We start from the raw sequence: 22985 nt of genomic DNA, 5'->3' as shown, positions 1-22985 counted from the left end.
GTTTTTTAATGAATGATGTATTTTTCTTTTTACACTTGTTAGGAGCAGTCGGGATGGGCTTTTATATCGTTCTGCCGATTATGATCGGTAAAGCAACGAAGCTCGCAGGTCTTGGACAAGGTGGACTAGCTGATGGTCTTACATCTGCAAACCGTGTTGTACAGTATGCGCTTGTCATCCAACTGCTTACAGGTGGTTACATGATGTCACAGGCTGATTACACTGTTGCCTGGATGATTATCGTAACGCTGCTGTTCCTTGCGATCGCAGCGATCTCCGGCATTATGTCGAAGCCGCTGAAACGGATTGTGTCTTCGATTCAAGATGGACAAAGCGCAACTGGCCATATCGCTAAAGCACGTACATTCAGCTTGATCGTATTGGTTCTTTATGTAGTTGTTATCTATTTCATGGCATTTCCAATGTACGCTTAAAATTCTTTAAGCTAATGCTTACGAGGTAAGAATTACCACAGTAGGCAAAGAAACGCCACTTATGTGGTAATTCTTTTTAGGGGGAGAAAACGTGCATCAGTCATCACCGGATATAGTGACTTTCGGGGAATCTATGGCTTTATTTATGCCGCAGGAGCATAAATCTCTTGAACGGGCGGCTACGCTCGAGCAAGGCTTCGGCGGTGCAGAAAGCAATGTAGCAATCGGGCTGGCAAGACTAGGCTGTTCGGTAGGCTGGTTCGGAGCACTTGGTAATGATCCGTTTGGCCGTATGATCGTGAAGACGCTTCGTGGAGAGGGCGTTGATGTATCGCGTGTTAAATTTAGCGACGAAGCTCCTACAGGGATGATGTTCCGTGAGCAGGTTGCGGGGCGTCTTGCTGTTCACTATTATCGCAAGCATTCCGCAGCAAGTCGTATGGCTCCTGAGGAGCTGGATGAGGATTATATTCGTGGAGCGAAGCTGCTTCATATAACGGGTATTACTACAGCGCTCAGCGATAGTGCCAAACGTACGGTGATTCGGGCAGTTGAGATTGCCAAAGAGGCGGGTGTAACCATTTGTTTTGATCCGAATTTGAGATTGAAGCTATGGTCTATCGAAGAAGCGCGCGAGGTGCTTCTGCCAATTGCAGAAGCGGCAGACTACTTCCTGCCTGGCTGGGATGAGCTCAAGCTTCTGTATCAAACCGAGGATTACGAAGTTGTGAAGGCAAAACTCCAGCAGCTTAAAGCCGTAACCATTATCAAAGGGCTAGGTGATACAACTGTCGTGCTGGAAAAAGGGGAAGAAGTATCCGTTCCTTTCTATCCAGCAGAGAATGTGGTTGATACAGTTGGTGCAGGAGATGGCTTCTGTGCTGGTTTCCTAGCTGGCTTAATGAAAGGCATGTCCCCGGTAGAAGCAGTTAGACTAGCAAGCATTAACGGATCGCTGGTGGTACAAATGCGCGGTGATTGGGAGGCGCTTCCAGAGTGGAACGCCGTTGAGCAGCGCATGTCCGCTAAAGTATGGGTGGAGCGATAATAATGGCTGAATCGAACGTTTCTGGATCCAAAGGGCAGCGCCGGCGCGAAGCGATTTTGCAGCTGCTCAAGCAGCAAGGACGCATTACCATTCAAGAGCTCGTTGAGCGCTTTGATTGTTCAGAAGCGACCGCAAGGCGTGATCTGGAGCAAATGGAGGCGGCTTATCCCATTATCCGTACCATTGGCGGTGCGATGTATGACGGCATGAATACGGTCCGTGATGTTGCATTTGCGGAGCGGGAAGGCCTGTCGTATTTGGAGAAAGAGCGTATCGCGGCTAAAGCAGCTTCACTTATTGAGGAAGGCGATGTAATAGGCTTATCGGGCGGAACAACGAATTACTTACTGGCGAAGCTGCTTAAGCTGCGCAGCGGTATTACCGTTGTGACGAATGCGGTAAACATTGCCATGGAGCTTGCCGGAAGCAGCGTACAGGTCGTTGTAACAGGCGGCATCATGAGACATAACAGCTTTGAGCTTTGCGGTCCGCTTGGAGAAGGGATGGTTGCTCATTTGAATATCGGGAAGATGTTCATAGGTGTTGACGGCCTTTCAGCAGCAGGCGGCATTACAACCTACTCCGAGCAAGAAGCCCAAATTGCAAAAGCACTTATTAAGCGATCGCACACGACTTTTGCCGTTTTCGATCAAACCAAGGTTGGGAAAACGTCGTTATTCTCCATAGCTGCGTTATCCGAACTGCAGGCTTTTATAACCGATTTGCCTCTAACGGGAGATCTGGCGGAGATGGCTGAGCAGCATCATATTGTCGTCCATGTCGCGGACAAGCCCGAATGAGTATAACAAAAGAGCGGTTGAACGGAGATCATCTCCTGTTCAACCGCTCTTTCGTTTCTAAATTACTTCGCTTTATAAACTTGCTTGCCGTTTACCCAAGTATGACTCACGCTGCTGAAGTCAGGCTCTGCAAGAACAAGATCAGCCTGCTTACCGATCGCAATAGAACCAGTATGTTCGAACATGCCAAGCTGCTTGGCTGGGTTCCCGCTTGCATAGCGGCTAATGTCCATAACATTATAATCGGTGTGTTCAAGCATATAACGGAAAGCATTTATCATCGTCAGGCTGCTTCCTGCCAGATTGCCTTCCTGGAGTCTTGCTACACCATCCTGTACGATGACAGGGAGGCCGCCAAGGTCATACAGACCATCAGGTCTACCAGCGGCAGAGATGGCGTCTGTGATCAGAATAAGCTTGTCTGCCGGCTTGGAGGACGCAAGCAGCTTTATCGCTCCTGGGCTGACATGATGCCCGTCAGCAATCAGTTCGGCGTAAATCCGGTCATCGGTCAGAACAGCACCAACTGTACCAGGCTCACGATGATGAAGCGGACGCATCGCGTTATAAGTATGAACGGCATGAGTGAGGCCAGCATCAGCTGCTTCTTTCATGACTTTGTACGTGGCATCGGTATGGCCACATGCAACAACAACGTTATGATCAGCAAGCCATTTGATAGCTTCAATTGCACCCTCATTCTCAGGTGCAAGAGTCAGCAGCTTCAAAATTCCCGGATAACGCTCTGTCCAATCTTGCAGCCAATCGAGCCGAGGAGGGGAGAGGAAAGCAGGGTTTTGAGCACCTATCCACTTGATGCTGAGAAACGGTCCTTCCAGATGAACGCCAAGAAGTGCTGTGTATGGCATATCGTTCTTCATATATTCGCTGGTTGCCTGGAACACGGTCTCAATGGCTTCCTGGGATGCAGTCACGGTTGTAGCAAGCATCCCGGTCGTTCCTTGTGAAGCATGAAACTTTGTGATCGTATCGTAGGTCTCAGCGGTTGCATCCATGAAGTCTCCGCCAAATCCGCCATGAACATGAACATCTATAAAGCCTGGCAGAAGCCATTTGCCTTGGCCGTCTACGATATGATCAGCTTCCGGTTGCTCGCTGTCTTCGATAATTTGTGCAATGATTCCGTCTCTGACGAGGATGCTGCCTTCTACAATACGATCCTCCAGCACGATCTTTATGTGGTTGATAAGCAGAGATCTGCCTTGTTGTTCCATTACCCCAACATCCTTCCCGCCTCGCGGTCAAGAAGCACAGTTACGCGGGGATGCGTCTGCAAGAGGGAAGCCGGTACCTCTGTTGTAATAGGGCCGGTCAACGCTTGCTTGACGATGTCCGCTTTATCCGCGCCTCGCACCGCAAGCACAATCGAATTTGCTTTCAGTATGGAGCCCACACCCATTGTAATGGCATATTCGGGCACCTCTTCCATCGTAGCGAAAAATCTAGCATTCGCCTCCAGAGTGGCCTGCTTCAGCTTCACCACATGAGTACCGCCTGACAGGGCATGATCTGGTTCATTAAAGCCGATATGGCCGTTATGACCAAGACCAAGCAGTTGAATATCAATTTGCCGTTCCAGCAGCATACGGTCATAATTCGCACATTCGGCTTCCAGATCATCAGCCATTCCGTTCGGCAGGAAGGTTTGTGTGTCTGGAATATCGATGTGTGCAAATAAATGCTTATTCATATAATAAGCATAACTTTGATCGTTATAGGGCTTTAACCCGACATATTCATCCAGGTTAAAGGAAGTTACATCTGCAAAGGATACTTCACCTTTACGGTATTTCTCTACTATTTTGGCATAAATGCCTATAGGTGTCGATCCTGTAGCAAGCCCTAATACGGCGTTTGGTTTGGATGTCACGATATCGGTAATAAGATTGGCTGCAAAGGCGTCCAGTTCTAATTGGGTATCAAAAATGTGCACGTTCATCGGAAGATGTCCCCCTCATTTACTTTTGACTCTATTCTAATTTATATTATTCATTTTCACAACAAAAATGATTGTAAAATTCATTATTATGATTGTAAACGTCAAAATTATGGGTGGACCTAGTTCCATCCTTGCTCCAGTCCTAATCACTGAGTTATGATGAACAAAAGTATTCTCGCAAAGCATGAAGCTTATGTACTGATGTCACTGGCATTCCTACATAAGCCGGATGATTGGCTATTTAAATAGGAGGATTGCCCTATGACAGTAATGCAAAATACGGAGGCTAATGAGGGCGCTTCCACATCGAAACGTAAGAGTGAGCATATTCGCATATGCCTGCAGGAGAATGTGGCTGGAGAGGGCATTGATACGGGGCTGGAGAGTCTTCGCTTCCGCCATAATGCCTTACCTGAAATCGCATTTGAAGATATCCTGCTGGATACAGAATGGCTGGGACGGCGCATGCGAACACCGCTCTTGGTCAGTTCCATGACAGGAGGCACAAGTGAGGCTGGTGCCATTAATCGGCGGTTAGCAGAGGCGGCAGAGCACCGCGGCTGGGCTATTGGACTAGGCTCAATGCGTGCGGCGATCGAACAGGAAGAACTTGCTGCTTCTTTTTATATCCGTGATCTTGCTCCTTCTGTACCCGTTATTGCGAATCTTGGTGCGGTGCAGTTAAATTATGGGTTTGGTGTGGAAGCATGCCGCAGAGCGGTAGACATTGCCGAGGCGGATGCTCTAGTGCTTCATTTGAATAGCATGCAGGAAGTATTCCAGCCTGAGGGGAATACGGACTTCCGCGGCTTGCTGCCAAAGATAGAAGAAGTATGCCGGGCACTTGAGGTGCCGGTCGGTATCAAAGAGGTAGGCTGGGGTGTTGATGCCGATACGGCTGCAGCGCTCGCTTCGGTGGGAGCAGCATTTATTGATGTTGCGGGAGCCGGAGGCACATCCTGGAGTCAGGTTGAGAAATACCGGCAAAATGATCCGATGCGCCGATTGGCTGCAGAAGCTTTCGCTGGCTGGGGGATCCCAACTGCTCAAAGCATTCAGGAAGTGAAAAGTCGTCTGCCGCATATGTCGGTTGTCGCGAGTGGTGGTCTGCAGCATGGTGTAGACGCAGCGAAATCCATTGCATTAGGGGCCGATATTGCTGGGTTTGGACGTGCCCTTCTCCCACGTGCTGCAGAAGGTGAGACAAAAGTATCGGTCGACCAGTTAAATGAGCAATTCGAACGGATTGAATTTGAGCTTCGTGCGGCGATGTTCGGGATCGGGGCAGCATCTGTTGCCGAACTCAAACATACAAACCGACTTATTCCAGTCCGTTAAACAACTAAGACAGGCCAACTTAGCAAATACTAGACTGCTCGAGAATTTTGTGATGGTCGAAGGGTTGGCTTATCAGGATAGGGAGGGCACAGCATCCATGACTGGGCTAGTGGAGACGAAGGTCTGGGACAGCGGGTGGATTCAAGTAAAGATTCCGCTTCCTTTCTCATTAAAGTGGGTAAACAGTTACTTGATACCAGAGGATGGGACAGGTTATACGGTTATTGATCCCGGCCTGCATACCGATGAAGCGCTGGCAGCTTGGGATGAGGCTTTCCTGAAGCACGGCATAACCATAGAGCAGATTAAACGAATCGTTCTTACTCACCAGCACCCGGATCATTATGGGCTGGCAGGTTATTTTCAAGAACGGACCGGAGCTCCGGTATATATATCAGAAAGATCTCATGCGTATACACAGCGATTATGGGGAGACAACAGTACGTACTCTGAAGAACTTCGGGCGCATTTCGCCATCCACGGCATGCCTGATGAGCTGACACTTGATATTAAGAACAACCTTGATGGCTTTGTCAGAAGAGTATCTCCTCAGCCCAACGTCACGTATTTGGAGGCAGGAGAAACGATTCAGCTTGGCGGATTGGAATGGCAGCTAATTGATGCGCCGGGGCATGCCTTTGGTCAGTTATGCTTCTACGAGCCATCTAAGGGCTATATGCTGTGCGGTGATCAAGTGCTGCCTCATATTACACCTAACATCAGCTTTAATCCTGGGGAAGAGGAAGATCCGCTTGGATGTTTCCTTCGTAGCTTGGATGAGCTGTATGAGTACGAAGTGAAACTGGCGTTTCCTGGCCATCGTGAGCCATTCACCGATTTTTCAAACCGGATTATTGAGATCAAGCAGCATCATGGACGACGTTTGAATAAAATGTGGGAAATCTTGAGAGTGCCAAGCAGCGCTTTTGAGCTTTGCGAGCAATCTTTTGGCGGTCATCTGCGGACGAATCCTCATAATCTGCGGTTTGCGATGTCGGAGACCATTGCTCACTTACATTATTTGGAGAAGCGGGGTAAAATTATCCGAACCGGAACAATGGATACGGTTATGTTTCGTACAGCTGAATAAATAGCAAAGAAGGCTTCACATTTGTGATGCCTTTTTTTAATTTCTAGATGCTTTTAAATAAGCTTTTAGCAGGTTGGTGTGATCAACGGACAGGTCGGATACTTTACGTATAAACTCCCGACAGGCATATTCATAAAGCTTGATATCAATCTCATTTTTCTGGATGATATGTTGAAGTGCAGGTGGGGTTAAAGGAGGAATATTAACCGGGCGATTTGCGGTGACGTTCACTTTGGGATAATGCTTTGGCGCCAAGTTCATCATTTGCATAAAAAGAAATTGGGAGATGTCATATTGTTCCGTAATACCAACAAAGGCAAAATGATTATCCAGACTTTCTTGATTTTTTTGAAATTTGGCGATAGATTTTCCAAATCACCAGCTATCATTCTAGCTTGCAAATTTCTGTATTCGAAGTCATAAAAAGGGTCCATAATATAGTCTTCAAAGGTGAGTTCTTTATCGTAGGAAATGACATATTCAGGGTTCTTGTATTTGAAATAAAAGAAGGAAAGGATCCGATCAAAGGGATGACGGAGCATGGTCACATATTGAAATGGCCGATTGGTCAGCACATGTACGCCATATCTGAAATGTCCGCATAAGGCATCGGCTTTGACGAGTTCTTGACTTAATTGCGGAGTGGTCTCGATTGTATGATAATGAATAATATTTGGGCAATTCTCGATAATGGCTTGTGTAAAAGAAGAGCCTCCGGTCTTAGGAAGATGCAAGTATAGTAACAGCTTATCCTTCAAACGCCCCACCTTCTTTCTCCTTGGCCTTAAGAGGATGCTCGTAAGGCGCGGAAATACCCGTAAAATGTGTAATCTCTCCAGCTCTTGCCTTCTTGTACATTCCTTTTGGATCTCTTCGCTCGCATTCTTCAATCGAACATTTCACATAAATTCCTATATACTCACCAGGCAGCATAGAGAACGTACCCCATCACGATCCTGCCGATAAGGCGAAATAGCAGCTACAATGACAATCATGCCTCCATCGGCCATTAGCTTGGCGACCTCTCCGATTCTTCGGATATTCTCAGAACGATCTTTTTGCTGAAAGCCCAAGTCCTGATTTAAGCCGTAACGAAGATTATCGCCATCGAGTACATAACTGCGGCATTGCAGTTTATAAAGTTCATGTTCCAGGGCTGTACTAAGCGTTGATTTCCCTGATCCCGAAAGGCCAGTAAACCAAAGAACATAACTACGATGGCCGTTTAGGAACTGCCGATCTTGTTTGGTGATGCGGGAGTTTTGCCACACTATGGGATTACTAAAATATTCCATTAAATTGAAAAGGTGCAGCTAGAGTTAGAGGGCAAAAAAAAGACTGCCCTACTTTTGTAGGACAGTCTTTTGACCAGTTTCTATTCCTTTACATTCTCTGCGGCTTCTTCACGACTTGCTTGCTTGCGATGCGCCAAGCGGCTTGCAGCTGCTGCAGCGATTGCGCCAACGATGTCATCCAGGAAGGTATGGATCTGCCCATCGTTTTTATCGTTTAATTTCTTTAAGATGCCGGGCTTAAGCTTGTCGATATAGCCAAAATTGGTAAATCCGATACTGCCGTATACATTAACAATGGATAGAGCCAATATTTCATCGCAGCCGTACAGGCCTTCGTCATTACGAACCATATTTTGAAGCGGCGCCATCAGCTTGCCTTCCTCCGCCAGCAAATCGAGCTGTATGCCAGTTAATACGGCATTTTGCACCTCTCTTTTTTGCAGCACAGCTTCAACATGAGAGATGCATTCATCCAGCGTAAGCTCTGGATAATAATCCTTTTGCAGAAAATGTACGAGCTGTGCAATGGATGTTCTGGATACGCCTCGTTTGTCGAGCCATGTATTGGTTGCTTCCGCAACCTCGCGGCTGTTTAAGCTGTAGGTGACTTGATTGAACAAATTGATTACCCCCTCAGATTTTGTGGACAAAACTGGTCTAAAACAGGGAAGGGCTCGTATACATAGTACTACAAATCAACAAATGTACAAAGTCGCCGAACAGGCAATTACAATTTGGGGAGGAAAAAGTCAATGGCTCAAACAAGATGGATTCGCCGTGCAGCAATCTGCGGTGTGATGGTATTTCCCATCCTTGCAACAGGATGCGGCTTGATTTCGCAGGACACAAAAGGGGAGATTGACCCACCGCAGCAATCTGATGCAACAGGTGCCGTAGACGGTACCAATACCGGACAGGCTGTCGTGACAGGACAAGATGATGATTCCAATCTTACGGTTTACTTAGAGGACCGCAATGGCTATCTTGCCCCGGTATCTCTAAAGACAACACTGACCGAGAATGCAGTTGACGAAGCCGGCAAAAAAGCTTTGGAAATTATGGTTGACGGCGGAAGCTTGGCAAGCCAGCTGCCAGAAGACTTCCGTGCAGTCATTCCGAAAGGCACTGAGGTCAAGTCGCTTCATATCGATCCGAAAACTCAACTGGCTACCGTTGAATTTGGCGGAACCTTCAATGATTATCCTGCGACAGACGAGCGTACAATTGTAGAGGCGATTACTTGGACTTTGACGGCTATGGGAGCAAAAGGAGTAGAACTGTGGTATGAAGGGGCCAAGCTGTCGGAGATGCCGCAGGACGGCTTCCCGCTCGATGAGCCGCTTACACGTTCGGTAGGGATTAACCTTGAAGCTGCCGATGGTGTGAACTATTCGAACTCGACACCGGTTACTCTGTACTTCTCTTCGCAAACAACCAATGATGAACAATATTATGTGCCGGTTACAAGGTTAATTAACCGCACAGAGGAAACAGCTGCACAAGCTGCTCTTGAACAGCTGATCACAGGTCCGCTTAACACGAAGGATTTGATCAGTGTCCTTACGAATGATGTGGAAGTAACAAACATCAAGCAGCAGGATGACACGGTAATGGTGGACTTGAAAGACCAAGCATATGAAGAAGGACTGCCTGCTCCAGCAGAGATGCTTGAAGCCATCGTTCTGTCGGTTACTGAAAATACGGGCGCTGACAAAGTTCAGATTACACTGAACGGTCAGAAAGTCACGGATGAGAACAATGTTTCTTACAGCGAGCCAGTATCTCGTCCGCATCATGTGAATGCGATTAAAGGGTAAGCGAAAAAAAGCCATAACTAGAGAAAGGCTGCCTTACCAGGCCCGTTTCGGGACCAGGTGAGGCAGCCTTTTTGTCAGAAATGAATTAAAGATGCTTTTCACATGCCACTTTGGTAAAATAGGAAAGATTGCAACGCGATCTACACATAAGCGATAACGATTGATTCAGGAGGAACATAAGCATGCGAACAGACGGTCGGCAACCGAACCAGCTTCGGCCGGTTACGATAACGACAGGCGTTAATAAATATGCGGAAGGCTCGGTACTCATTGAGGTAGGCGAGACTAAGGTTATTTGTACAGCCAGTGTGGAAGAACGGGTACCCCCTTTCATGAAGGGTCAAGGTAAAGGCTGGATTACGGCTGAATATGCGATGCTGCCACGCGCAACCCATTCCCGTAACCACCGGGAGGCGGCCAAAGGCAAACTTTCAGGCCGAACAATGGAAATTCAACGCTTAATCGGACGTGCCCTCAGATCTATTGTTGATTTGCAGGCGCTAGGCGAGCGTACAATTACGCTTGACTGCGATGTTATTCAAGCTGACGGCGGTACGCGTACCACTTCGATTACAGGTGCATTTGTGGCACTTTGCCTTGCGGTTAACAAAATCTCGAAAACAACACAATTTGCCAAATATCCGATTACGGATTTTCTTGCTTCGGTAAGTGTAGGGGTTATTCAAGAACGTGAACTGCTTGATTTGAATTACGATGAGGACTCCAAGGCCAAAGTGGATATGAATGTCGTCATGACAGGCAATGGTAAATTTGTTGAGCTGCAAGGAACAGGCGAGGATTCCCCGTTCTCGCGCGAAGAGCTCAACAAGCTGCTGGAACTAGCAGAAGGCGGTATCGAGGAATTAATCGAGAAGCAACGCGCTGCTTTGGGTGAGCTGGCAGACCGGATCGGGGGTTAACACGTTGACTCAGCCTATATTGATTGCAACCAAAAATCAAGGCAAGGTGAAGGAATTTGCACATGCCTTTGAGAAGCTTGGCAGAACCGTCGTCAGCCTAAATGATTATCCAGCTTTCCCGGATATTGTAGAAGAAGGAGATACGTTCTCTGCAAATGCTCGTATTAAGGCAAAAGCGGCAGGCGATGCTTTTCAAGTAACGGTGCTCGCTGATGATTCTGGACTGCGTGTAGCTTCCCTTGACGGTGCTCCAGGTGTATATTCAGCCCGTTATGCCGGTGAAGGAGCAGCAGATGCCGATAACAATGCAAAGCTGCTTCACGAGCTTGGCAAGTTGAATGTGGACGCAGCAGAACCACTTACGGACGGCACGCGGCTGCTCAGCAAAGCGCAATTCGTCTGCGTACTCGCTTTATATGACCCTGCGACAGGGGAATTTATCGAGACGGAAGGTACAGTCGACGGCTTCATCGCCGACCGGCCTCGTGGCGAAGGCGGCTTTGGTTATGATCCATTGTTCTGGCTCCCACAGCTCGGACGTTCCATGGCAGAGCTGTCGAAGGAAGAGAAGCAGGCGATAAGCCATCGCGGCAACGCTCTCGAGAAGCTCATTGCGAAGCTGGAAGTTAAGTAATATTAAGCAAAAGGCGTCACAGGAGAAATTCCTGTGACGCCTTTTCCCCCCCCCACAAATATGGGGTTAATTAGAACGTAGCTGCTCGAATGATTCTGGAGGAGCGTTAGCGCTCGCCTTTGCTCAGGGATTCCCGCCATACTAACCTTATTCAAGGAATCCCTGAGCAACAGCGACCGGAAGAACATTCGACTGCGTAGTTCTCTTTTAACCCTTACTTCACACTAACCCCATATTCCTTCAGCCACACGTTCACCTGATACAAATAAGCAAACAGCTGAGGACCAGACATTAATTGTCCGAACCACGGAATATTCGATTTTGCCGAATCGGATTCAGCAAGCTCTCTTACTTTATTCACGTTAATCAGCGGCAGGAGCGGGGAAGACGGATCGTTCAGAACATCAAGAAGAAGTCCTTTGACTGCTGCCAAGTAATTTGGATTATGCGTTTTTGGATAAGGGCTTTTTTTGCGGGTCAGCACATCTTCAGGAAGTACGCCCTTCAAAGCACGGCGAAGGATGCCTTTCTCCCGGTCCCCAGCTGTCTTGATCTCCCAAGGGATATTCCAGACATACTGCACGAGGCGGTGATCGCAGAACGGGACACGAACCTCGAGGCCAGCTGCCATACTCATCCGGTCCTTCCGGTCAAGCAGTGTTGGCATGAAGCGGGTAATGTTAAGATAAGACATCTTGCGCATTTTCCGTACCGTCTCGGATTCACCATCCAAGTGCGGCACCTCCGCGATCGCAGAGGCATAACGGTCACCGATGTAATCAAGAGGTTTAATCCATGCAGCTACATCCGGCGCAAGCAGATCTGCCCGCATAGAGGAGGCGAGAGACCATGGGAAGGTGTTTGCACTCAATGCTTCTTCACGGTGGAACCAAGGATAGCCGCCAAAGATTTCATCCGCTGCTTCACCAGAAATTGCGACGGTAGCACCTTTCTTTATCTCCCGGCAGAATAGCAGGAGCGAGGCATCCACATCGGCCATACCTGGCAAATCGCGTGCCAATGTAGCGTCTCTAAGAGCAGCTACGAGCTCAGGTGTATCAAATTGGATTGGATGATGGATGGTGTCCAGATGGGAAGTCATCCGTTCGATCCAAGGTGCGTCGCTGTTTGGCTGAAAGGCATGAGCCTTGAAATGCTTATCGTTATCCGCGTAGTCGACGGAATACGTATGCACATTACCTTGACCGGTTTGCTCGTAGTAACGAACAGCCAGCGTGGTTAAAGCGCTGGAGTCAAGGCCTCCGGAGAGTAAGGTGCCAACTGGCACGTCCGAAACAAGCTGGCGCTCCGTTGTATCCTTCAGCAGCTCCCGGACATGTTCAGCCGTCGTATCGACATCTTCTTCATGCGGAATCGTCTCGAGACTCCAATATTTTGTCTTGCGGATACCTGAACGATTAACAGTTGCACATTGTCCTGGCAGCAGCTCGGTAATATCCTTGTAAACGCCTTGGCCAGGTGTTCTGGCGGGACCAATAATGAAGATTTCAGCTAATCCTTCTGCACCTACCTCAGCTTTAACAGCCGGATGAGCAAGAATAGCTTTTGGCTCCGAACCAAAAATAAACAGCCCATCTGCAAAGCTGATGAACAGTGGTTTTACACCTAATCTGTCGCGGGCAAGGAACAGCTCCTGTTCAGTTACATCCCAGATGGCAAAGGCGAAAATGCCGTTGAAGCGTTCAACACAGGCTTTGCCCCATTCGATATAAGACACAAGCAGTACTTCTGTATCGCAATGGGTTGTAAACGTTCTGCCTCGGTCCTCCAGCTCTTTCCTTAGTTCAAGTGCGTTATAAAGTTCACCATTATAGACAACGACATATGTGTCATCGCCCGAGCGCCGAATCATCGGCTGAGCGCCATTTTCCGGATCGATCACGCTGAGCCGGCGGTGGCCTAGCGCACAATGCGATGAGATCCAAGTACCTGACGCATCAGGACCGCGCAGTGATAACGTCTCCGTCATTTTAACTAGGCTGTTGCTGTCATGGGTTAGATCTCGGGTCCAATCGATCCAGCCGGTTATTCCACACATAATCTCATTCCTCTCTTCTGCTGGACTCCAGTAGCAATAATATCCGTTATATGCTGAAAAAAGGCATAAAATGTCTGTCCGCTAGGGGATGCTAAGAGAGCATGTCTTAAAAAGGAGCTGAAAATAACGTATGTCAGTCGATGAACGAAAAAAATATTATGTCTCGGTCCAGGCTGGACAAATTTTGGAGGATCAAGGTGCAGCTTCTTATGAGCTGGAGATCATGGCAAACAACGAGGAGTTCAACCAGCTTCAAGTGATGTTCGAGGATTTGTCCAGCATGGATAATGCCATTACGGGTCATTTCAATTACGAATTTGGCACCCATTTATCGCAAACCAGTGACAGCCAGATGAATGGTGGATACGATGCGATCCTGCACGATATCTATTTATTTATTCACGAGCATGGGACTGCATCCACTCAGAAGCATGTTGAATCTATGGGATTATTGGATCCGGGCAGATTATAAGAATGGGACACAAGGATAATGAGCACCGAAAGCGTGGTTGAGCGCTATGCGGACATTATCCTTTTTTTGTAAGTGGAATGTCGGAATCTAACGGAATTTGTAACCTTTGTGATACCTTTATTGGGCGAGGAGTGGTACAATGGGAGGATAAACTAGTTTCATAGTGGAGGCATCAGGCATTGCAAAAGTTAGTGTTTTTCGTTGGTGTAGCAGGTACAGGCAAGACAACCGTTGCAAGAAAATTATCGGAACGTATTCCGGCTGCTTTTCTTGATCGTGATACGGTAGGCGGACGATTCGTAGAGGCGATGCTGGAAATTAACGGCCTCGACAAGAACGACCGTGATTCGGACTTCTATAAACAAAACCTTCGTGATTTGGAATATGATACGACTAAGGATATTTGTATTGAGAACTTGGCTGCAGGCCAGAACGTATTTATGATTTCTCCGTTCACAGCCGAGCTTAAGAATAGAGTATGGATCGAAGAAGTCATTACAGCTGCAGGTTTGACCAAAGATCAGGTGGACGTTAAGGTAATCGTAGTCACCCTTGAGAATATTGAACTGCAGAAAAACCGCATTATCGGGCGTCAAACGGTGCGTGATCAATGGAAATTGGACCATTGGTCGCATTTTGAGAAACGTGTAGCTTTTGTTCCTGAGATTAATTGGGATATCCCGCAATCTTCCATTCTTGTATATGATAACAGCGGTGAGATGAGCGGCGAGCAAGTGGAGACGCTTTATCAATTCGTGACAGACAAAGCAGTAACAAAGGTATAATTATATAGGACGAGGCCTTGAATAGAGGCTTCGTCTTTTTTATATAGATGAACAAAAAAACAAATGAAATGAACCATTTATTCTAAATAAATCCTTCTTGGAAGGTGCTATATTAATCCTGCTTACCTGCCCGACACCCAGTTGGAAGGAGGTTGAAATATGTTTACAGCTGAACCGTTCACTGATGCGCTTGGACACGCGCTTATTACGAATGATATCTACAACTATGACTTTGTACTGGCTAAGGATGATGGAACAGCAGTGTTCAAGGCTGATGCAACATTCAAGAAGGTACCAGGACCTAAAGATGCAACCTGGACCTGATAAGTACCGACACAGAGAAACAGGATGCTACCTTCCAGATTGTTAATAAAACGTTAAAAAACAGCAAAAAACCCGCAAAGCCTTGGGTATCAAGGTTTTGCGGGTTTTATTAATTGTCATTATGTTTGGGAAAATGGCGTCCCAGGAGGGATTCGAACCCCCGACCGCACGCTTAGAAGGCGTGTGCTCTATCCGGCTGAGCTACTGGGACACGTAGGAAGTAGTATATCATGCAATCACATGAGTTAGCAATACCTAATTTCAAAAAGTTTGGAGCGGGTGAAGAGAATCGAATCTTGGCCTTTGTCTTCTAAAAGCCTGTGAAAAAAATTCGCTTGGTAAATATAGCATAGGCCTGATCAAAAAATCAAGACTCGTGAATGCATTGTTTTTATATTAGCATGTAACGTGATATAATCTAACGCAAGCAATAGTCACGAATGAAGCGGTTTGACCGACAAGGCGGTGATACCATAACTACACCAGATAACGTTTATTTATTTCCAAAGATGCTGGATCATTATCAAATTCAGCTCACCCGGATGCTGGAATCCGAGCAATATAGCGAAGCCAAAAATTTACTCCGCTTTCTCCTGCAATGCCGCGGTGAGGATGAACGGCATTATGAAGAGTGGAAAAGCCTTCTAACTTGGCTTGACATGGCGTTTCCCGGTTCAGATTCCGAAGGAGCCGTTGTGCCCGGAGGCCAGGATGAGGAAGGCGTCAGTGAGGAGAGCTTTCGCGAGCAGCTGCTGAATCCGCCAGAGCAGGATGAGGCATACATTAAGCAGGTGCTCTATATCATGGAGCATCATCCAATGATTGACCAGCAAATATTGGCATTGGAACGAGCAGCATACATACACTCACCTGAGATTGATCAGGTAATGGTAGAATGGCTGACTAGCGGCAAGGCCATTCATCCTGTTGTACAGTTTAAGGCGCTGCAATGCCTGCGTAAGCGGGAAATATCCGGTCAGCTGACGCTGGATCGGATGGGCGAGAGGGTAGAGCTCGACATTGAATCTACACCGCTTGCACTTGATGATTTTCCAAGACCGGTCATCCGGATTCTTGAACGAGTGGAAGCTGTGACAGAAGCAGATGATCCAACACTGCCTCATTTTGCCAAAGAATTGTGGAAAGAAAGTCTCCAATTTCTGTATGGAACTACATCCTATCAATGGATGCTCCGAGAGGATGAGGAGACGGTCGACAGCTATGCAGCGGCGCTCCATCTCACGCTGTTACTGACGGTTTACGGCTCTGCCAATGATGATGATGTCCGGGAAGCCTACGGCATAACCGAGCCATTAAGATTCAGATATGAGCAGGCTTGCAGGACACTTCGGCAGGTCGCTGCGATGCAGCAATCTACAGAAGATGATCATCAGCCTTGAAATGATGGCGCAGGTTGATTATAATAGAGTGGTTTATGAAGCGAATACTAATTGGCGTGATGCGTATTTTGGAGGGGAAAGCATAAAATGAAAGCAACTTGGGAAAAAATAGACAAGAACCTCGTATCGATTGATGTTGAGGTTGAAGCTGAGAAAGTCGCTGCAGCGCTTGATCAAGCATTTAAGAAAGTCGTACAAAAGGTAAACGTACCTGGCTTCCGTAAAGGTAAAGTGCCACGGGCAATGTTCGAATCCCGATTCGGCGTGGAAAGCCTGTACCAGGATGCAATTGACATCCTGTTGCCTACAGCTTATGAAGAAGCAGTTAAAGTGACGGAACAACGTCCTGTTGACCGTCCTGAGATTGATGTTGAACAATTCGCTAAAGGCGAAACGTTCAAATTCAAAGCAAAAGTTATCGTTCGTCCAGAAGTAACGCTTGGCGAATACAAAGGTCTGGAAATTCCATCCTTTGAAGCTGAAGTTAGCGACGAAGAAGTAAACGCTGAACTTGAGCGTCTGCAACAACGTCATGCTGAGCTGACTGTCCTTGAAGAAGGCGCTGCTGAGCAAGGCGACATCACTGTAATTGACTTTGACGGCTATGTAGACGGCGAAGCATTCGACGGCGGTAAAGCTGAAGCTTACTCGCTTGAAATTGGTTCAGGTTCGTTCATCCCTGGCTTCGAAGATCAAGTAGTTGGCATGCAAACTGGCGACTTCAAGGATATTGAAGTAACATTCCCTGAATCGTACCATGCAGAAAACCTGGCTGGTAAACAAGCTGTATTCAAAGTGAAACTGCATGAAATCAAACGTAAAAACCTGCCAGCTCTTGACGATGAGTTCGCTAAAGATGTGAGCGAATTCGACACGCTTGAAGAGTACAAGCAGGATCTTGTCTCCAAGCTGAAAGAAAGCAAAGAGAACGAAGCAGAACGTAACCTGCAAAATGCTGTAATCGAGAAAGCGGCTGAAGCTTCTGAAGTAGAAGTTCCAGAGCCAATGATCAATACAGAAGTTGACTTCATGCTTCGCGACTTCGAGAACCGTCTTCGCATGCAAGGCATGAACATCGACCTGTACTATCAATTCTCCGGTCAAAGCGAAGCAGTTCTGCGCGACCAAATGAAGAGCGATGCTGAGAAACGCGTTCGCAACAACCTGGTTCTGAATGCAATTGCGAAAGCAGAAGGCGTTCAAGTATCCGAAGAAGACGTGAACGAAGAACTCGAATCGCTGTCGAAAGCTTACAACCGCCCAGCGGCTGAACTTCGCGGCATCTTCGAGCAAAATGGTCAAATCGACAGCTTGAAAGAAGATATCGAGCTTCGTAAAACGATTGAATTCCTCGTTGAAAACAGCAAAACAGCTGAAGTAGCTGGAGCGTAATCGTCTCAAACTTTCAATTAAATAAATACGAAGAAAAGGCACGTCATCGTCAGATACGTGCCTTCTTTTCACCCTACATAACCGAAGTGCTTTACAATGGAGAATGAATCTCCGTACATATCGAGCGAAGCTCACCGTATACTGTATTACTGTATTACTTGGAAAAATGACATTGCTCATTTGACGTGATACAATAGAAAACATGAAACATAAAAGTCCCAAAAAGAAAAGAGGTTGGTCGCATGAATCTGGTACCTATCGTAGTTGAACAAACGAATCGCGGAGAACGGTCTTACGATATTTACTCGCGCTTATTGAAGGACAGAATCATTTTTCTCGGGAGCGCTATTGATGATGACGTAGCAAATTCAGTTATCGCACAGCTGCTTTTTCTGGCGGCCGACGATCCGGAGAAAGACATCCACTTGTACATAAATTCCCCAGGCGGCTCGGTAACTGCCGGTATGGCTATTTATGATACGATGCAATATATTAAACCTGATGTGTCCACGATTTGTATGGGCATGGCAGCAAGCATGGGTTCGCTCCTCCTTACGGCTGGCGCGAAAGGCAAGCGTTTTGCCCTTCCTAATGCAGAAGTCATGATCCATCAGCCGCTTGGCGGCGTTCGGGGTCAGGCATCGGATATTAAGATCCATGCAGATTGGATCCTTAAGACGAAGCAAAAGCTGAATCAAATCTATGTGGAACGTACCGGTCAGCCTTATGAGAAGATCGACCGCGATACTGACCGCGATAATTTCATGAGCGCGGAAGATGCGCTGAATTATGGTTTGATTGACAGAGTAATAACAACTCCGGTATCGTAAGGATTTAATCGAAGGGGTGAAAAAGTATGTTTAAATTCAATGATGAAAAAGGTCAATTGAAATGCTCGTTCTGTGGAAAATCGCAAGAACAAGTACGTAAATTGGTAGCCGGTCCCGGCGTATATATATGCGATGAATGTATCGAGCTTTGCACCGAAATCGTAGAAGAGGAGCTCGGCCATGAGGAAGAGCTTGATCTGAAGGATATCCCGAAACCAAAAGATATCCGTGCGATTCTTGACTCGTATGTCATCGGACAAGAATTTGCGAAGAAATCCCTTTCTGTTGCGGTATATAACCACTACAAACGGATTAACTCGCAAAGCAAAATCGAAGACGTTGAGCTTCAAAAAAGTAACATCCTGCTCGTAGGCCCTACTGGCTCGGGTAAAACGCTGCTTGCTCAAACAATGGCTAAAATTTTGAACGTACCGTTTGCAATTGCGGATGCAACATCGCTGACGGAAGCCGGTTATGTCGGTGAAGACGTTGAAAATATTTTGCTCAAGCTTATTCAAGCTGCAGACTACGATGTGGAGAAGGCCGAGCGCGGCATTATCTATATCGATGAGATTGATAAAGTAGCTCGTAAGTCTGAAAACCCGTCCATTACAAGAGATGTATCGGGCGAAGGCGTTCAGCAAGCGTTGCTCAAAATTCTCGAAGGCACGGTTGCCTCTGTTCCACCGCAAGGCGGACGTAAGCACCCGCACCAAGAGTTTATTCAAATTGATACAACTAACATTCTGTTCATCTGCGGCGGCGCATTTGACGGTCTGGAATCCCTCATTAAACGCCGGATCGGCAAAAAAGTGATTGGTTTCAGCTCGACGGGGGAACTTCAAAAGGATCTGAAACCAGGCGAGTATTTGTCGATGGTTCTGCCTGAAGACTTGCTTAAATTTGGTCTGATCCCAGAGTTCGTAGGCCGTTTGCCGGTTATTTCGACTTTGGAGCCGCTTGATGAAGATGCTTTGATGCGTATTTTGTCTGAGCCTAAGAATGCTTTGGTGAAGCAATACCAGAAGCTGCTTGAGATGGATAACGTGAAGCTCGACTTTGAACCTGCTGCTCTTGAAGAAATCGCGAAAGAAGCGATTAAGCGGAACACTGGTGCTCGTGGCTTGCGTGCTATTATCGAAGGCATCATGCTGGAAGTTATGTACGAAGTCCCTTCGCGTGATGATGTGAATACTTGTCTCATCACGGAGAAAACCGTAAAAGACAAAATCATGCCGGAGCTTACAGCCAAGAAGGGCAACAAGAAAAAAGAAGAGAGCGCCTAAGTTCATTACCGTCATTGCTTCCACCCGTAGACCGCGGATTTTTCCGCTCGTCAAAGGGTGGACTTTGACGTTCATGGGAGAGATCATTTTATGTATTTGCGCAAGGATACTGTGCCGGTCAAAGTCGGCAACTTAACGATTGGCGGCAGCAATGAAGTCATCATTCAGAGTATGTGTACAACGAAGACGGCTGATGTAGAGGCTACAGTAGCCGAGATCTTGCGTCTGGAAGAAGCCGGCTGCCAGATTGTCCGGGTAACGGTTAACAATAAAGAAGCTGCTGAAGCGATCAAGGAAATTAAGAAACGGATTCATATTCCGCTCGTTGCGGATATTCATTTCGATTATCGTCTTGCGCTGCAAGCTATTGAGAACGGCATTGATAAAGTCAGGATTAATCCGGGTAATATCGGCCGCCGCGAGAAAGTAGAAGCTGTTGTTAAAGCTTGTAAGGAACGTGGTATTCCGATCCGGATCGGCGTTAACGCCGGCTCGCTCGAGAATCATCTGCTCGAGAAATACGGCTATCCAACACCGGAAGCGATGGTGGAGAGCGCGCTATTCCATATCGGGATCCTGGAAGAACTGGATTTCCACGACATTATCGTGTCTTTGAAGGCTTCAGACGTGCCGATGGCTATTGCGGCTTACAGCATGGCAGCGGAGAAAATCAAGTATCCACTTCACCTTGGTATTACTGAGGCTGGAACGCTTCATACGGGAACGATCAAGAGCTCGGCAGGCATCGGTGCTTTGCTGGCAATGGGCATCGGTAATACGGTGCGCATCAGCTTAAGTGCAGATCCGGTTGAAGAAGTGAAGGTAGCACGCGAGCTGCTCAAAACGTTTGGCCTTATTACGAATGCAGCAACTCTGATTTCGTGTCCGACATGTGGTCGTCTTGATATTGATCTCTTCTCTATCGCTAACGAAGTGGAAGAGTATATCTCGAAGCTGAAGGTGCCAATTAAGGTGTCTGTTCTTGGCTGTGCCGTAAATGGTCCTGGTGAGGCTCGTGAAGCGGATATCGGCATTGCTGGTGCCCGCGGCGAAGGCATGTTGTTCCGCTATGGAGAAATGATTCGTAAGGTGCCGGAAGCGGAGCTGCTTAACGAGCTGAAGAAAGAAATCGACGTGATTGTTCGCGCCTTTGAAGAGACAGGAGAAATTCCTGGACGCAAGAATCATGCTCATGCATAACGACTCTCAATAACTTAACGAAGAGGTATTCCTTAGCTGCCTTTATAGGCAGGGTATAGGAATACCTCTTTTTTCTTCTTAAAGCGATTATTCCCTGCGGCAAGGGGCAATACTACCAATTACGTACTCTTTTGCCGGATGATTTGCTTTTGAGAGGAGAAGATATTGATGAGTTTAAGTATGGTATTAATGCTGATTCAAGTCTTTTTTGCTGTGGTTATTGGTTTATATTTCTGGAATTTACTGCGTAATCAGAAGACGAACCGCTCGGCGGTCGATCGGGAATCACGCAAGGAGATGGATAAGCTTCGTAAGCTGCGCTCCATTTCGCTTACAAAGCCTCTAGCGGAGAAAACACGTCCGCAGGCAATGCAGGACATTGTAGGCCAAATAGACGGCCTTCGTGCGCTCAAGGCGGCGCTCTGTAGTGCTAATCCACAGCATGTTATTATTTATGGACCACCAGGTGTTGGGAAGACGGCAGCTGCACGTGTTGTATTGGAAGAGGCGAAGAAGAACCCATCCTCACCTTTTCTAACGGAAGCCAAATTTACTGAGATTGATGCAACTACAGCTCGGTTTGATGAGCGCGGAATTGCTGATCCTTTGATTGGTTCCGTTCATGATCCTATTTATCAAGGTGCAGGCGCCATGGGGGTAGCTGGTATTCCTCAGCCGAAGCCAGGTGCGGTAACGAAGGCGCATGGCGGGATTCTCTTTATCGATGAAATCGGTGAATTGCATCCAATTCAAATGAATAAGCTGTTAAAAGTACTGGAAGATCGTAAAGTGTTTCTGGAGAGCGCGTATTACAATTCGGAAGATGCGAACATTCCGGTCTATATTCATGATATATTCCAGAACGGACTTCCGGCTGACTTCCGGCTTGTTGGTGCGACAACACGTTCACCTCAGGATCTGCCGCCAGCCATTCGTTCCCGCTGTATGGAGATTTATTTCCGGCCGCTCCTGGCGAGCGAAATTGCTTCCATTGCAGAAAATGCGATTAAAAAGATTGGTTTTGGCCCTTGCCCGGATGCAGTTGATGTGGTGAAAAAATATGCGACCAACGGACGGGAAGCAGTTAATGTTATCCAATTGGCAGCAGGTATTGCTTTATCGGAGAAACGTGACACGATTACAGGTGCAGATGTGGAATGGGTAGTTAACAGCAGTCAAATTCCACCGCGTCCTGACCGTAAAATACCAGAGGCCCCTCAGGTTGGCTTTGTGAATGGGCTTGCGGTATACGGTCCTAACATGGGTACCTTGCTTGAAATCGAAGTCAGTGCTATTCCAGTCGCTACAGGCAAAGGACAGTATACCATTACTGGTGTAGTGGACGAGGAAGAGCTGGGAGGCGGCTCCCGTACTCTCAGAAGAAAAAGTATGGCGAAGGGCTCGGTTGAAAATGTATTGACCATGCTCCGCCGTTACGGTCTTAACCCGCAGGACTATGATCTGCATATTAACTTCCCGGGTGGTACGCCAATTGATGGTCCGTCGGCTGGTGTGGCTATGGCGACAGCTATCGCATCTGCTATTAAGGAGATCCCGATTGACAACAAGCTGGCGATGACAGGCGAAGTTGGTATTCATGGCAATGTGAAGCCGGTTGGCGGCGTACTTGCCAAGGTAGAAGCGGCTTTCCAAGCTGGTGCAGATACGGTTATTATCCCGCGTGAGAACTGGCAGGCGATTTTTGCAGGATTAGAAGGGCTTAAAGTTATACCGGTAGACCGAGTAGATGAAGTGTTTAGATACGTATTTCCAATTGGTGAAACTATCGTTGCAGAGGTTGAAAACCATGTCGGTACAGATCTTTTTATCTCTTCAGGCGTTCCCTATTTGCAGGCGGATTCCGTAGAATGATAAAATAAGGTATTCGAAACAATTGGAGG

At 47.2% G+C, this 22985-nt stretch carries 22 protein-coding genes, 1 tRNA gene and 1 pseudogene; 17 read left to right on the top strand and 7 right to left on the bottom strand.

All coding sequences use genetic code 11. The features are described from left to right. Positions 1 to 8: 8 nt before the first annotated feature. The 3 genes from AC0YNT_RS00730 to AC0YNT_RS00720 all read left to right on the top strand — a co-directional run bounded on the left by AC0YNT_RS00730 (position 9) and on the right by AC0YNT_RS00720 (position 2282). Positions 9 to 434 carry a hypothetical protein gene (locus AC0YNT_RS00730; RefSeq protein WP_475802902.1) on the top strand — a complete coding sequence of 142 codons (426 nt, stop codon included), beginning with the start codon at positions 9 to 11 and terminating at the stop codon, positions 432 to 434. Positions 435 to 525: 91 nt separating this feature from the next. Continuing rightward, positions 526 to 1482, top strand: a complete 957-nt coding sequence (locus AC0YNT_RS00725; protein ID WP_475802901.1) for a sugar kinase — start codon at positions 526 to 528, stop codon at positions 1480 to 1482. 2 nt (positions 1483 to 1484) lie between these two features. Further along, positions 1485 to 2282, top strand: coding sequence for a DeoR/GlpR family DNA-binding transcription regulator (locus AC0YNT_RS00720; protein ID WP_475802900.1), 798 nt, complete (start codon positions 1485 to 1487; stop codon positions 2280 to 2282). Positions 2283 to 2344: 62 nt separating this feature from the next. Here the strand turns inward: AC0YNT_RS00720 and nagA are convergent, their stop codons facing one another. Next, positions 2345 to 3517 (bottom strand): N-acetylglucosamine-6-phosphate deacetylase, encoded by a 1173-nt coding sequence (gene nagA / locus AC0YNT_RS00715; RefSeq protein ID WP_475802899.1) that lies wholly within the window; start codon positions 3515 to 3517, stop codon positions 2345 to 2347. After that, on the bottom strand, positions 3517 to 4242 hold the full coding sequence (gene nagB, locus AC0YNT_RS00710; RefSeq protein ID WP_167280214.1) for a glucosamine-6-phosphate deaminase: 726 nt from the start codon (positions 4240 to 4242) through the stop codon (positions 3517 to 3519). The genes nagA and nagB overlap by 1 nt, the downstream gene beginning before the upstream one ends. A gap of 270 nt (positions 4243 to 4512) precedes the next feature. On the opposite strand from nagB, the gene fni reads away from it, so the two are divergent. Continuing rightward, positions 4513 to 5580 (top strand): type 2 isopentenyl-diphosphate Delta-isomerase, encoded by a 1068-nt coding sequence (fni, locus tag AC0YNT_RS00705; RefSeq protein ID WP_475803397.1) that lies wholly within the window; start codon positions 4513 to 4515, stop codon positions 5578 to 5580. Positions 5581 to 5677: 97 nt separating this feature from the next. Beyond that, complete coding sequence (locus AC0YNT_RS00700) at positions 5678 to 6670, top strand: MBL fold metallo-hydrolase (protein WP_475802898.1); 993 nt, start codon at positions 5678 to 5680, stop codon at positions 6668 to 6670. Between the two features lie 260 nt (positions 6671 to 6930). Here AC0YNT_RS00700 and AC0YNT_RS00695 read toward each other — a convergent pair whose 3' ends face one another. From AC0YNT_RS00695 to AC0YNT_RS00685, 3 genes and pseudogenes are all read right to left on the bottom strand, one after another. Continuing rightward, positions 6931 to 7437, bottom strand: coding sequence for a sulfotransferase family 2 domain-containing protein (locus tag AC0YNT_RS00695; protein ID WP_475802897.1), 507 nt, complete (start codon positions 7435 to 7437; stop codon positions 6931 to 6933). A gap of 22 nt (positions 7438 to 7459) precedes the next feature. Then, positions 7460 to 7965: pseudogene (gene cysC / locus AC0YNT_RS00690) on the bottom strand (adenylyl-sulfate kinase); the annotation flags it as partial. Positions 7966 to 8045: 80 nt separating this feature from the next. Next, positions 8046 to 8585 carry a phosphatidylglycerophosphatase A family protein gene (locus AC0YNT_RS00685; RefSeq protein WP_475802896.1) on the bottom strand — a complete coding sequence of 180 codons (540 nt, stop codon included), beginning with the start codon at positions 8583 to 8585 and terminating at the stop codon, positions 8046 to 8048. 132 nt (positions 8586 to 8717) lie between these two features. On the opposite strand from AC0YNT_RS00685, the gene AC0YNT_RS00680 reads away from it, so the two are divergent. The 3 genes from AC0YNT_RS00680 (at position 8718) to AC0YNT_RS00670 (ending at position 11336) form a co-directional block, all read left to right on the top strand. Continuing rightward, the gene (locus AC0YNT_RS00680; protein ID WP_475802895.1) at positions 8718 to 9782 is read left to right on the top strand and encodes a GerMN domain-containing protein; all 1065 of its coding nucleotides are present in this window, start codon (positions 8718 to 8720) and stop codon (positions 9780 to 9782) included. A gap of 182 nt (positions 9783 to 9964) precedes the next feature. Next, on the top strand, positions 9965 to 10702 hold the full coding sequence (gene rph / locus AC0YNT_RS00675; protein ID WP_475802894.1) for a ribonuclease PH: 738 nt from the start codon (positions 9965 to 9967) through the stop codon (positions 10700 to 10702). 4 nt (positions 10703 to 10706) lie between these two features. Then, positions 10707 to 11336 carry an XTP/dITP diphosphatase gene (locus tag AC0YNT_RS00670; protein ID WP_475802893.1) on the top strand — a complete coding sequence of 210 codons (630 nt, stop codon included), beginning with the start codon at positions 10707 to 10709 and terminating at the stop codon, positions 11334 to 11336. Positions 11337 to 11550: 214 nt separating this feature from the next. On the opposite strand, the gene asnB is transcribed toward AC0YNT_RS00670, so the two are convergent. Next, entirely contained in the window at positions 11551 to 13395 is a 1845-nt protein-coding gene (gene asnB / locus AC0YNT_RS00665) for an asparagine synthase (glutamine-hydrolyzing) (RefSeq protein ID WP_441891362.1), read from the bottom strand. A 130-nt stretch (positions 13396 to 13525) separates the two neighbouring features. On the opposite strand from asnB, the gene AC0YNT_RS00660 reads away from it, so the two are divergent. The 3 genes from AC0YNT_RS00660 to AC0YNT_RS00650 all read left to right on the top strand — a co-directional run bounded on the left by AC0YNT_RS00660 (position 13526) and on the right by AC0YNT_RS00650 (position 14976). Then, a complete protein-coding gene (locus AC0YNT_RS00660; protein WP_167280204.1) occupies positions 13526 to 13867 on the top strand; it encodes a hypothetical protein in 342 nt (113 codons plus the stop codon). Between the two features lie 179 nt (positions 13868 to 14046). Next, complete coding sequence (locus tag AC0YNT_RS00655) at positions 14047 to 14652, top strand: P-loop nucleotide/nucleoside kinase family protein (RefSeq protein WP_475802892.1); 606 nt, start codon at positions 14047 to 14049, stop codon at positions 14650 to 14652. A gap of 159 nt (positions 14653 to 14811) precedes the next feature. Then, the gene (locus tag AC0YNT_RS00650) at positions 14812 to 14976 is read left to right on the top strand and encodes an AbfB domain-containing protein (protein ID WP_475802891.1); all 165 of its coding nucleotides are present in this window, start codon (positions 14812 to 14814) and stop codon (positions 14974 to 14976) included. Positions 14977 to 15110: 134 nt separating this feature from the next. On the opposite strand, the gene AC0YNT_RS00645 is transcribed toward AC0YNT_RS00650, so the two are convergent. Then, positions 15111 to 15187: transfer RNA gene (locus AC0YNT_RS00645), tRNA-Arg, on the bottom strand. A 229-nt stretch (positions 15188 to 15416) separates the two neighbouring features. Here AC0YNT_RS00645 and AC0YNT_RS00640 point away from each other — a divergent pair. The 6 genes from AC0YNT_RS00640 (at position 15417) to lonB (ending at position 22956) form a co-directional block, all read left to right on the top strand. Further along, positions 15417 to 16376 (top strand): hypothetical protein, encoded by a 960-nt coding sequence (locus tag AC0YNT_RS00640; RefSeq protein ID WP_475802890.1) that lies wholly within the window; start codon positions 15417 to 15419, stop codon positions 16374 to 16376. An 87-nt stretch (positions 16377 to 16463) separates the two neighbouring features. Then, entirely contained in the window at positions 16464 to 17768 is a 1305-nt protein-coding gene (gene tig, locus AC0YNT_RS00635; protein ID WP_441891372.1) for a trigger factor, read from the top strand. A gap of 242 nt (positions 17769 to 18010) precedes the next feature. After that, positions 18011 to 18598: an ATP-dependent Clp endopeptidase proteolytic subunit ClpP gene (gene clpP / locus AC0YNT_RS00630; RefSeq protein WP_251656292.1), complete on the top strand. Its 588-nt coding sequence runs from the start codon at positions 18011 to 18013 to the stop codon at positions 18596 to 18598. 26 nt (positions 18599 to 18624) lie between these two features. Beyond that, positions 18625 to 19884: an ATP-dependent protease ATP-binding subunit ClpX gene (gene clpX / locus AC0YNT_RS00625; RefSeq protein WP_167280200.1), complete on the top strand. Its 1260-nt coding sequence runs from the start codon at positions 18625 to 18627 to the stop codon at positions 19882 to 19884. 90 nt (positions 19885 to 19974) lie between these two features. Next, positions 19975 to 21084 (top strand): flavodoxin-dependent (E)-4-hydroxy-3-methylbut-2-enyl-diphosphate synthase, encoded by a 1110-nt coding sequence (gene ispG / locus AC0YNT_RS00620; protein ID WP_167280199.1) that lies wholly within the window; start codon positions 19975 to 19977, stop codon positions 21082 to 21084. Between the two features lie 168 nt (positions 21085 to 21252). Beyond that, positions 21253 to 22956 (top strand): ATP-dependent protease LonB, encoded by a 1704-nt coding sequence (lonB, locus tag AC0YNT_RS00615; RefSeq protein ID WP_475802889.1) that lies wholly within the window; start codon positions 21253 to 21255, stop codon positions 22954 to 22956. Positions 22957 to 22985 lie beyond the last annotated feature (29 nt).

This window comes from Paenibacillus sp. J22R56 (genome assembly GCF_056269375.1).
The sequence above is the reverse complement of the archived record's forward strand: the minus strand, read 5'-3'. Positions and strand labels throughout refer to the sequence as shown.

Coding starts and splice junctions, on each gene's coding strand:
- AC0YNT_RS00730 (WP_475802902.1), top strand. CDS start 9: ATGAATGATGTATTTTTCTTTTTACACTTGTTAGGAGCAGTCGGGATG.
- clpP (WP_251656292.1), top strand. CDS start 18,011: ATGAATCTGGTACCTATCGTAGTTGAACAAACGAATCGCGGAGAACGG.
- clpX (WP_167280200.1), top strand. CDS start 18,625: ATGTTTAAATTCAATGATGAAAAAGGTCAATTGAAATGCTCGTTCTGT.
- rph (WP_475802894.1), top strand. CDS start 9,965: ATGCGAACAGACGGTCGGCAACCGAACCAGCTTCGGCCGGTTACGATA.
- ispG (WP_167280199.1), top strand. CDS start 19,975: ATGTATTTGCGCAAGGATACTGTGCCGGTCAAAGTCGGCAACTTAACG.
- nagA (WP_475802899.1), bottom strand. CDS start 3,517: ATGGAACAACAAGGCAGATCTCTGCTTATCAACCACATAAAGATCGTG.
- AC0YNT_RS00720 (WP_475802900.1), top strand. CDS start 1,485: ATGGCTGAATCGAACGTTTCTGGATCCAAAGGGCAGCGCCGGCGCGAA.
- nagB (WP_167280214.1), bottom strand. CDS start 4,242: ATGAACGTGCACATTTTTGATACCCAATTAGAACTGGACGCCTTTGCA.
- AC0YNT_RS00650 (WP_475802891.1), top strand. CDS start 14,812: ATGTTTACAGCTGAACCGTTCACTGATGCGCTTGGACACGCGCTTATT.
- asnB (WP_441891362.1), bottom strand. CDS start 13,395: ATGTGTGGAATAACCGGCTGGATCGATTGGACCCGAGATCTAACCCAT.
- fni (WP_475803397.1), top strand. CDS start 4,513: ATGCAAAATACGGAGGCTAATGAGGGCGCTTCCACATCGAAACGTAAG.
- lonB (WP_475802889.1), top strand. CDS start 21,253: ATGAGTTTAAGTATGGTATTAATGCTGATTCAAGTCTTTTTTGCTGTG.
- AC0YNT_RS00640 (WP_475802890.1), top strand. CDS start 15,417: ATGAAGCGGTTTGACCGACAAGGCGGTGATACCATAACTACACCAGAT.
- AC0YNT_RS00700 (WP_475802898.1), top strand. CDS start 5,678: ATGACTGGGCTAGTGGAGACGAAGGTCTGGGACAGCGGGTGGATTCAA.
- AC0YNT_RS00660 (WP_167280204.1), top strand. CDS start 13,526: ATGTCAGTCGATGAACGAAAAAAATATTATGTCTCGGTCCAGGCTGGA.
- tig (WP_441891372.1), top strand. CDS start 16,464: ATGAAAGCAACTTGGGAAAAAATAGACAAGAACCTCGTATCGATTGAT.
- AC0YNT_RS00680 (WP_475802895.1), top strand. CDS start 8,718: ATGGCTCAAACAAGATGGATTCGCCGTGCAGCAATCTGCGGTGTGATG.